The sequence below is a fragment of the Sebaldella sp. S0638 genome (assembly GCF_024158605.1).
GTDB lineage: Bacteria > Fusobacteriota > Fusobacteriia > Fusobacteriales > Leptotrichiaceae > Sebaldella.
In genome coordinates this window covers 1-2,457 of sequence record NZ_JAMZGM010000220.1, presented here as the reverse complement: position 1 = coordinate 2,457, position 2,457 = coordinate 1, and the positions used below count along the sequence as shown (strand labels likewise).

General features: G+C 35.1%; 1 pseudogene. It reads right to left on the bottom strand.

The features are described 5' to 3' along the window. Nucleotides 1-2,312: pseudogene (locus NK213_RS19725) on the bottom strand (autotransporter domain-containing protein); the annotation flags it as partial. Between the last annotated feature and the right edge of the window lie 145 nt (nt 2,313-2,457).

Sequence of the window (2,457 nt, the reverse complement as noted above, 5' to 3'; positions counted from 1 at the left end):
ACTGCTGCTCCGTTCCTTGAGTATTCTCCTATATTTAACAGGTAATCTGATAGCGTAAACTGTGAGTTTTTTAATACATATCCACCAAAATTCACATTATTTGAAGGATCAATCTCATCATATATATTTTTATATAAATTAACAACATTACCGGTCATATTAATATATATGCCTGATGAGTTATCTGTATATCTGTTATCCCCTCCTGACATATTACCACTGTTTTCTAAACCATTAACTCCTAGAGCATCTAAAACTGACTGTCTTGGATCTTCGGTTCCTACATCTGCTTTTATTTTAGAGTTGGCAAAGTTAAGTTCTTTTTCTATATCAATACCTATACTCTGGTCGCCAAGGACTGTTATCGGTGTATACAGTCTTATTTCGGATCTTCCTAAACTGTTATACACATTTGAACTCTTATTCCAGCTTCCGTCAGAATATCTGTTGTATGATTCACTAACACTTTCTATGGGACCGTTATGTGAATAGATACCGATACTGCTGTTCCCGTAAAGTTTCATTTCTCCGTTATTCATAAGGATATGTTTTCCAGGATTAGTATCAATGTATTCATTTCCATTAGAATCTGAATTTTCATAATACTGATATGAAGAAGCACCACTTGTAAAAAGGAAGATAACACTTTCAGGAGCCCTGAATTCAATTTTTCCTGTATTATCAAAACCTTCCTGTTTTCTATTTGATTGTCCTTCTGTAAACATAAATGCAACATGTTTACCTATTGTATTATTTGTAGTGCTTGCTTCATTCAAGCCTGTTATCCAACCCCTGTTCATGAATATGCTGTTGGCTTCACTCCAACCGCCATGTGCCTGAATATTAACAGCAACTACACTTGATCCTTTAAGATACCATGAACTGTTATTTTCCACATACTGAAACCATCTGTTATCTACTGTATGACCAAGTGTTGTATCAAGAAACTTATTCCCGAGTTCTGTCTTCTCTGCTGATGTTATCCAGCCTTTTCCTTCCATTTCTGTCAGGGTATATTGCTTCCACTCTCCTGTATCTGGATCTGTTATCCCGCTGTAGTGTTCATCATAATGGAGTATCTGTTCTAAAAATTTTGGATTAACAACATCTCCTTCAAGTATTACTTTAAAGTCTTCTACATTTCCTCCGGCTACTCCGAATCTTGTTATGGGGTTATCTATTACTTTAAAGACTCCCTGTACCTGATTGTAATATCCGTCAGGATTATTTAAGATCGAATTACTATATATCCCTGTTGGAAGAGTCGCATCCTCTTCCCCTATCCAGGTTCCTCCACTATCATATATCTGCCTTTTATCATATATTAGACCGGCTGATGGTATTCCTGCTACATTATCAAGTGTATAGCTATAGAATCCAGGACTGCCATATTCCCAATCTCCTGGGTTAACTCCTGGTTTTGTATCTGTTTTTACTGTAACCGTTCCGCTAAGCATATCCATCTGAGATATTATTGCGTTTGTACCACTTGGATCTCCATAAGGAAAAAAGCCGGTAGCTCCCCCATTCCCACCTCCTGTTCCGTTTAAACTTAATACAGGAATCGGATTAAAATTAAGGGTTGTTATATTTGGTATACTTGGATCAAATCCCACTATATCTATTTCTGATATTCCCAATGTTCCGGGAGCTGTGTATTCATTATCTCCTATACTTACATCAGGAACATTGAAATTGGGACTGCTTATATCCGATATATTCTTTTGAGGACCTGATATGCTTAAACTAATTCCCAAATCTACTTTTCTTATTTCTGTATTGTTATACAAAGGTTTAAACTGACCTCTTTCTCCAAAGCTATACAAAGAAGCCACTGCTTCTTTTTGGATATCAGACAATTTATTGTATGCCGTTATATCTCCATTGATTATTCGCTCTAATTCTTCTGAAGTTATTCCGCTGCTTAGTATTGAATTATATACATCAGAACTTATTGTATCTTTACCTGACTGTGTTTTCGGCATTGAGTAATATTCTGCATTTTCCAGTGTATTGTCTCCTCTTTTTATGCGCTCGTTAAAACCGCTAAAGAATATCTGCCATTCCAGAAACTCAGGTTTTATTATGTAGTCTCCCTGTATGTACAAATCTTTTAGTTCCTTATTCTTCTGTTTTAAAACTAACTCCAGAAGTTTGTAGTTATCTTTATTTGACTTCCCTGTTTCAAGGTTTTTTATCATTCTTCCATAAATTCTTTCCCCTGAAACTGACGGAGTCGCATTCAGATATGCCCCACCTGCTATATTTAATGCTAAAACTGACATTAATATTTCTTTCTTATTTTTTTTCATTTTTTACCTCCAGACTTTTACCGGAAAGTATTAATGGGTTTTTCTCTATCTTTTGATAAAGATATCTTATTCCTTCCGATACTGACATGTTATATTCATCAAATATTTTATGAACTTTTTCTTTTAGTTCTCTGTTTATTCTTAA